This is a genomic window from uncultured Ralstonia sp., assembly GCA_913056305.1.
Classification (GTDB): Bacteria; Pseudomonadota; Gammaproteobacteria; order Burkholderiales; family Burkholderiaceae; genus Ralstonia.
In genome coordinates this window covers 1-7,347 of record CAJXMR010000227.1, presented here as the reverse complement: position 1 = coordinate 7,347, position 7,347 = coordinate 1, and the positions used below count along the sequence as shown (strand labels likewise).

Annotated in this window: 7 protein-coding genes; all 7 read right to left on the bottom strand. The window is 64.9% G+C overall.

What is annotated here, in order from left to right:
• Positions 1–826, bottom strand: an 826-nt coding sequence (gene urtC, locus QZ609_RS22570) for an urea ABC transporter permease subunit UrtC (RefSeq protein WP_295499699.1), incomplete at its 3' end; no start/stop codon positions are given.
• A 1-nt stretch (position 827) separates the two neighbouring features.
• Positions 828–2,456 carry an urea ABC transporter permease subunit UrtB gene (gene urtB / locus QZ609_RS22565; protein ID WP_295499697.1) on the bottom strand — a complete coding sequence of 543 codons (1,629 nt, stop codon included), beginning with the start codon at positions 2,454–2,456 and terminating at the stop codon, positions 828–830.
• A 103-nt stretch (positions 2,457–2,559) separates the two neighbouring features.
• Positions 2,560–3,816 (bottom strand): urea ABC transporter substrate-binding protein, encoded by a 1,257-nt coding sequence (gene urtA / locus QZ609_RS22560; protein WP_295499695.1) that lies wholly within the window; start codon positions 3,814–3,816, stop codon positions 2,560–2,562.
• A 265-nt stretch (positions 3,817–4,081) separates the two neighbouring features.
• Positions 4,082–4,561, bottom strand: coding sequence for a MaoC family dehydratase (locus QZ609_RS22555; RefSeq protein ID WP_295499693.1), 480 nt, complete (start codon positions 4,559–4,561; stop codon positions 4,082–4,084).
• Positions 4,562–4,599: 38 nt separating this feature from the next.
• A complete protein-coding gene (locus QZ609_RS22550) occupies positions 4,600–5,070 on the bottom strand; it encodes a MaoC family dehydratase (RefSeq protein WP_295499692.1) in 471 nt (156 codons plus the stop codon).
• A gap of 90 nt (positions 5,071–5,160) precedes the next feature.
• Positions 5,161–6,291, bottom strand: a complete 1,131-nt coding sequence (locus QZ609_RS22545) for an acyl-CoA dehydrogenase (RefSeq protein ID WP_295499690.1) — start codon at positions 6,289–6,291, stop codon at positions 5,161–5,163.
• A 25-nt stretch (positions 6,292–6,316) separates the two neighbouring features.
• On the bottom strand, positions 6,317–7,347 hold a 1,031-nt coding region (locus tag QZ609_RS22540; protein WP_295499688.1), incomplete at its 5' end, for an acyl-CoA dehydrogenase family protein.

The following is a 7,347-nucleotide window of genomic DNA, read 5'->3' as shown; positions in this document are numbered from 1 at the left end:
TCCACACGAACAGCTTGTAGCCGAGCGGGTTGTAGCCGGAGAACATCACGCGCGCCTCGGCATCGCGGATGGCCGTCACCACGCGGCCAAACTTGGACGTGACGATGGCGCGGCAGGCAATGAAGGCCAGCACCAGCGCGAGAAAGGTCACGACGAAGAGCACCGTGCGCGTCGGCAAGGCCGCCACGTGGAAGCCCAGGATGCGCTTGAAGTCGGTAAAGCCGTTGTTGCCGCCAAAGCCCGTCTCGTTGCGGAAGAACAGCAGCATGGCCGCGTAGGTCATGGCCTGCGTGATGATCGACAGGTACACGCCCTTCACCCGCGAGCGGAAGGCGAAGAAGCCGAACAGCCATGCCAGCACACCGGGCACCATCACCACCAGCAACGCGGCCCAGGCGAAGTGCTCGGTGCCGTGCCAGAACCAGGGCAGTTCCTTCCAGTCGAGGAAGACCATGAAGTCCGGCAGGTCGCTCTTGTACACGCCCTCGCGGCCGATGGAACGCATCAGGTACATGCCCATCGCATAGCCGCCCAGCGCGAAGAACAGGCCATGGCCGAGACTCAGGATGCCGCAGTAGCCCCACACGAGGTCGAGCGCCAGCGCAGCCAGCGCGTAGCACATGATCTTGCCGACCAGCGTGAGCGCATAGGCCGACAGATGCAGCGGGCTGCCTTCCGGCACCAGCAGCGCGCACACCGGCGCACCGATGCACACGACGAGCGACAGCAGCACCAGCGCCGTCCACGCGCGCCGGGACAGCAGCGGCATGCGCGCCGGGATGTGAAGCGAGAACGCGTTGTTCATGGAAGTGGGAGGTTGCTTCATGTCAGGCCTCCGCGCTGCGGCCCTTGAGGGCGAACAGCCCTTGCGGACGCTTCTGGATAAACAGCACGATCAGCACCAGCACGAAGATCTTCGCCAGCACCGCACCGTAGAACGGCTCGATGAACTTGTTGATCAGCCCCAGCCCGAACGCGCCGATGATGGTGCCGGCCAACTGCCCCACCCCACCCAGCACCACGGCCATGAACGAATCGATGATGTAGCTCTGGCCGAGATCCGGCCCCACATTGCCGATCTGCGACAGCGCGCAGCCGCCCAGCCCGGCAATGCCGGCACCGAAGGCAAAGGCGTAGCTGTCCACTTTCCAGGTGCGCACGCCCACGCAGGCAGCCATGGTGCGGTTCTGCGTGGTGGCGCGCACGAACAGGCCCAGGCGCGTGCGGTTGAGCACCGCCCACGCAATCGCCACCACCGCCAGCGCGAACACCAGGATGACAAGCCGGTTGTACGGCAAGACCAAGCCCGGATAGAGCGCGATGCCACCGCTCATCCAACTCGGGTTGGCGACCTCCACGTTCTGCGCGCCGAAGAGCGTACGCACGGCCTGCATCAGCAGCAGGCTGACGCCGAAGGTGGCGAGTAGCGTTTCCAGCGGCCGGCCATACAGGTGGCGCAGCACCAGCCGCTCCAGCACAAAGCCGACCACGGCTGCGGCCAGGAAGGCCGCCGGCAGCGCGGCCGGCAGATACCAGTCGAACGCACCGGGGAAGTAGTTGCGGAAGATCGTCTGCACCACGTAGGTGGCATACGCGCCGATCATCAGGAATTCGCCGTGCGCCATGTTGATGACGCCGATCAGGCCGTAGGTGATCGCCAGCCCCAGTGCCGCGAGCAACAGTACCGAGCCCAGGCTCAGCCCCGCGAACAGGTTGCCGACCAGCTCGGCCTTGCGCTGCTGCCCCGACAGGCTGTCGAGCGCCTGTTGCGCGGCGGCGCGCAGTTCATCATCGGCGCCGCTGTCCTTGGCCAGCAGCGGCAGCAGGCGCTGGCGCGTCTGCGGGTCGGTGTCGTTGGCCAGCAGTTTGAGCGCTTCGAGCTTCTCCGCATGCGAGCCGTCGTCGAGCGCGAGGTTGGCCCACAGCAGGTCGAGCTTGGCGCGCAGCGCGGCGTCGGTCTCGTGCTTGCGGGCGGCATCGACGATCGGCCGCGACGCGGTGTCCGTATGCGCCAGCAACGTGTCGATGGCCTGCGCGCGCACCGCACGATCGGGCGACTGCAGCACGAAGCCGCTCGCCGCGCTGTCCACTTGCGCGCGCAGGGCGTTGTTCAGGGTCAGGGATTGCAGGTCGTCCGCCTTGACGGTGATGGGCTGGCCGGAGATCGCATCGAGATAGCGCTCGCCGTCCTGGCGCACCATGCCGGTGGCGGGCGCAAAGAACAGCGCATCGTTCTGCAGGGCCTGCAGGATCGGACCGGCCTGCTCCGCAGGGGCGGCAGCGAGCGCGTTGAGCGTCTTCACCTTGGCATCGAAGTCGTCTTCGGCCAGGGGCTTGAGATCAGCCTGGGAAAGCTGGATGAGCGGCTGCCCTGCAGCCCACGAGGAGGCAACAGGTACGGCGGCCAGGCACAGCGCGCACAGCAGTGCGGCGAGGAAACGGGACAAGCGGGTCATGGCATTCCGATGCGTGGCGCCGCACTTGAGCTGTGCGGCGCCACGTCGTACAGCGTCGTTCAAAGGACCTGCCGCGCGTCAGGCATGTGGCAGGTCCGCCTGATCACATCACTTGGTCAGGCTTGCCGTCGTTGCCCGGGATGTACGGGCTCCACGGCTTGGCGCGGATCACGGTCGGCGTCTTCCACACGATGTTGAACTGGCCGTCGCCCTTCACCTCGCCGATCATCACCGGCTTGGAGAGGTGGTGGTTGTTGTTCATCACCAGCGTGAAGCCCGACGGCGCCTTGAACTGCTGGCCGTACATCGCCTTGCGCACCTTGTCCACGTCGGTGGAGCCGGCCTTCTCGACGGCCTGCTTCCACATCATGATGCCGACGTAGGTGGCTTCCATCGGGTCGTTGGTGACGCGCTTGTCACCGCCCGGCAGGTTGTTGGCCTTGACCCAGGCGGCCCACTTCTTCTTGAAGTCGTCGTTGACCGGGTTCTTGACCGACATGAAGTAGTTCCACGCGGCAAGCTGACCGGCCAGCGGCTTGGTGTCGATGCCGCGCAGCTCTTCCTCACCCACCGAGAAGGCCACCACCGGCACGTCCTTGGCCTTCAGGCCAGCGTTGCCGAGTTCCTTGTAGAACGGCACGTTGGAATCCCCGTTGATGGTGGAGATCACGGCCGTCTTGCCGCCCTGCGAGAACTTCTTGATGTTGGCGACGATGGTCTGGTAATCGGAGTGGCCGAACGGCGTGTAGACCTCTTCGATGTCGCTGTCCTTCACGCCCTTGCTGTGCAGGAAGGCGCGCAGGATCTTGTTGGTGGTGCGCGGGTACACGTAATCGGTACCCAGCAGGAAGTAGCGCTTGGCACCGCCGCCTTCCTTGCTCATCAGGTACTCCACTGCCGGGATCGCCTGCTGGTTGGGCGCGGCGCCGGTGTAGAAGACGTTCTTCGACATCTCCTCGCCTTCGTACTGCACCGGGTAGAACAGCAGGCCGTTCAGTTCCTCATACACCGGCAGCACCGACTTGCGCGACACCGAGGTCCAGCAGCCGAACGTGACAGCCACCTTGTCCTGCGTCAGCAGCCCGCGCGCCTTCTCGGCAAACAGCGGCCAGTTCGACGCCGGGTCCACCACCACCGGCTCCAGCTTGCGGCCGAGCACACCACCACTCTTGTTGATCTCGTCGATCGTCATCAGCGCCACGTCTTTCAGCGACGTCTCGGAGATGGCCATGGTGCCCGACAGCGAATGCAGCACACCGACCTTGATCGGGTCCTTTGCCTGGGCAAACGCGAAATTCGATACCGACAACAGCGCTGCGGCGGCAACTGCCGACAGCTTCAACAGCTCACGACGTTTCATTTCGGCTCCTTGGGTTATGTGGTGGCGAGAACGACCCCCGGGTGCCAAAAGTGCAACTACCGTGCCATCACGTTTCGCTCATGGAATGGGAAATTCGCGCCAAAACGGTGCCGAGACCGGCCCAAACGCGCGCCAAATCCGCGCATTTCGCCGGCGTCATGCGCACGCATGGGGCACGCGCAGACAAGCACAAAACAAGCGAAGCGCAAGAAGAAAAACAAAGGCCGGCATTGCGCCGGCCCCTTCAGACACGATCAAGAACCGCTCAGGAATAGCGGCGCGAGATCGATTCCGCCACGCAGACCGGGCGCTCCTGCCCTTCGCGCTCGATGGTCACGTTCCACGTCATCTGCGCGCCCGTCAGCGTGGGCGCGTTGGGCAACGGCGGCAGCGCTTCCATCTCCAGCAGGCTCACGCGCGCGCGCACGCGGCTGCCCACCGGCACCGGCGCCGTGAAGCGGACTTTGTTCAGCCCGTAGTTCACGCCCATCTTCACGTCGGGCATGTCGAGCGCGTTGTGCATCAGCGCCGGCAGCAGCGACAGCGTCAGGAAGCCGTGCGCCACCGGCGCCCCGAACGGCGATTCACGCTTGGCGCGCTCCACGTCGACGTGGATCCACTGGTGATCGCCGGTCGCCTGGGCAAACTGGTTGACCTGCTCCTGCGTGATCTCGGTCCAGTCGCTCACCGCGACTTCCTGGCCGATCAATCCCCGCAGCTCGTCGAGCGACTCGATGATGCGCATCTCGGTTGTCTCCTTGTTGTTGTGCGATGGCGTGCGGATCAGGCTGCCGGACGTCGCCCAAAAAGGCCCATGCCGGTGACGGTGCAAACCAGCTCGCCACGCTGGTTGCGCGCTTCCCAGCGGTTGACCGCCACACCGCGGTCCGGCTTGGACTGCGACGGCTTGATCTCCATGCAGGTGCTCGACACCGACAGCGTATCGCCCGGGTACACCGGCTTGAGCCAGCGGATCTCGTCCACCCCTGGCGAGCCCATGCTGGCTGCCTTGCCGAGGAAGCCCGTCACCATCAGCCGCATCATCACCGAGCAGGTCATCCAGCCGCTGGAGATGATGCCGCCATAGATGCTGTGCTTGGCCGCTTCCGCGTCGACGTGGAACGGCTGCGGATCGTACTGACGGGCGAAGGTCAGGATCTCCTCTTCGGTGACGGTGTACGTGCCCATCTCCAGCGTACGGCCGACTTCGAAATCGTCGAAGTAGAACTCGTACGGTAGCGTTGCTTCTGCCATGTCGTCTCCTCTGTCGCCGGGGCACGTCATGCGTGCATCCGGCCACGCCAAAGAAAACGCCCCGCACGGGTGCGGGGCGCAGGGGTTGCCTTATGCAGCGTTGCGGAAATCCGGCAACGACGCGAAGCGTGCCAGGTGATGATCCACGTCGCCGAGCGTCGTGTTGATCATCGTCAGCCGCTTGAACATGTGCGCGGCCGGCAGTTCATTCGTCACGCCCATGCCGCCGTGCAACTGCACCGCTTCCTGGCCGACATCGCGTGCGGCCTGACCAACGCGTGCCTTGGCGGCCGACACGTAGCGGCGGCGCGCTTGCACGTCGCCGTCTTCAAAGTGCGCTGCGGCCAAGTACGTGATCGAACGGGCCTGCTCGGCATGGATGAACATGTCGACCATGCGGTGCTGCAGCGCCTGGAAGCGCGCGATCGGCACGCCAAACTGCTGGCGCGTCTTCGTGTACTCGAGCGTGGCGGCGTTCAGCGCGTCGATCAGGCCGACGGCCTCGGCGCACAGCAGCACGCATCCCAGGTCGGCTACGGCATCGATGGTCTCCCATGCGTCGCCAGCCTTGCCCAGCAGCGTGGCCGGGGCGTTCTCGAAGCGGATGTCGGCGGCATGCAGGTTGTCGATGGTGCGGTAGTCCTTGACCGTCACGCCAGCGGCATCGCGGTCGACCACGAACAGCGACAGGCCGGCTGTATCGCGTGCCTCGCCACCCGTGCGTGCCGAGACGATCAGCTTGTCGGCCTGTGCGCCGTGCACGACCACGGCCTTCTCGCCGGTGAGCGTCCAGCCGCTGCCCTGTTGTGCGGCACGCGTGGTCACGTTGAAGAGTTCGTAGCGCGATTGCGGCTCGCCGAAGGCGATGGCCAGCTTAACGGTACCGCCAGCCACTTGCTCCAGCAGCGCATCTTGACCGCCGGCCAGCTTGAGCGCCTGCGTGCCCAGCACGGTCGCCGTGTACGGCTCCACCACCAGGCCGCGGCCCAGCTGCTGCATCACCACCAGCAGGTCCATCGCGCGGCCATCGAAGCCGCCCTGCGCTTCCGGCACCGGCAGCGCGGTCAGGCCCAGCTCGGCCAGCCCGTCCCATGCGGCTTGCGACACGCCTTCCGGCGAGTACACGACCTTGTTGCGCGCCTCGAAGCCGTAGTCCTTGTCGATGAAGCGGCGCACCGCATCGGCCAGTTGCTTCTGTTCGTCGGTGAACGAGAAATCCATTGTTGTCTCCGTTATCCGTTGCTCGTTAGACGCCCAGGATCATCTGGCTGATGATGTTGCGCTGGATCTCGTTCGACCCGCCGTAGATCGAGGTCTTGCGATAGTTGAAGTAGTACGGCGCGAGCGGGGCAGCATCGTTGTCGCCGGTCACCGCCTGCGGCACTTCGCCTTCCAGGTAGCTCGGGTCGAACGGCTGGGCATAGGGGCCCACGGCCTCGACCATCAGTTCGGTCAGCATCTGCTGGATCTGCGTGCCCTTGATCTTGAGCAGCGACGCCTCGGGGCCCGGGCCCTTGCCGGCGTTCTCGCTCGACACCACACGCAGCACCGTCATCTCCAGCGCCAGCAGTTCGATTTCCAGCGAGGCTACCTTGGCACCGAATACCGGATCCTGCAGCAGCGGCTTGCCGTTCTTCTGGTGTTGCTGGGCGACACGCTTGAGAAACGCCAGTTCGCGCTTGGAATTGCCCACACGCGCAATGCCCGTGCGCTCGTGGCCGAGCAGGTACTTGGCGTACGTCCAGCCGCGGTTCTCATCACCGATCAGGTTTTGAACCGGCACCTTCACGTTGTCGAAGAAGACTTCGTTCACCTCGTGCTCTTCGTCGAGCATGATGATCGGGCGCACGGTGATTCCTGGCGTCTTCATATCGATCAACAGGAACGAAATACCCTCTTGCTTCTTCGCGTCCGGATCCGTGCGGACCAGACAGAAGATCATGTCGGCGTGTTGGCCGAGCGTGGTCCACGTCTTCTGGCCGTTGACGATGTAGTGATCGCCTTCGCGCACGGCACGCGTCTTCACCGAGGCCAGATCGGAACCGGACCCCGGCTCCGAATAGCCCTGGCACCACCAATCGGTGCAATCAACGATGCGCGGCAGGAAGTAGCGCTTCTGCGCTTCATTGCCGTACTTCATGATGACGGGCGCGACCATGCTGACGCCGAACGGCAGAACGCCGGGCGCGCCGACCCGCGCGCACTCTTCGTCCCAGATGTGCTTTTGGATGGGGGACCAGCCGGTGCCGCCCCACTCGACCGGCCAGTGCGGCACCG

What these genes read in the sequence shown, in the direction of transcription:
- urtA (WP_295499695.1), bottom strand. Translation starts at nt 3,816, where the DNA reads ATGAAACGTCGTGAGCTGTTGAAGCTGTCGGCAGTTGCCGCCGCAGCG.
- urtB (WP_295499697.1), bottom strand. Translation starts at nt 2,456, where the DNA reads ATGACCCGCTTGTCCCGTTTCCTCGCCGCACTGCTGTGCGCGCTGTGC.
- QZ609_RS22550 (WP_295499692.1), bottom strand. Translation starts at nt 5,070, where the DNA reads ATGGCAGAAGCAACGCTACCGTACGAGTTCTACTTCGACGATTTCGAA.
- QZ609_RS22555 (WP_295499693.1), bottom strand. Translation starts at nt 4,561, where the DNA reads ATGCGCATCATCGAGTCGCTCGACGAGCTGCGGGGATTGATCGGCCAG.
- QZ609_RS22545 (WP_295499690.1), bottom strand. Translation starts at nt 6,291, where the DNA reads ATGGATTTCTCGTTCACCGACGAACAGAAGCAACTGGCCGATGCGGTG.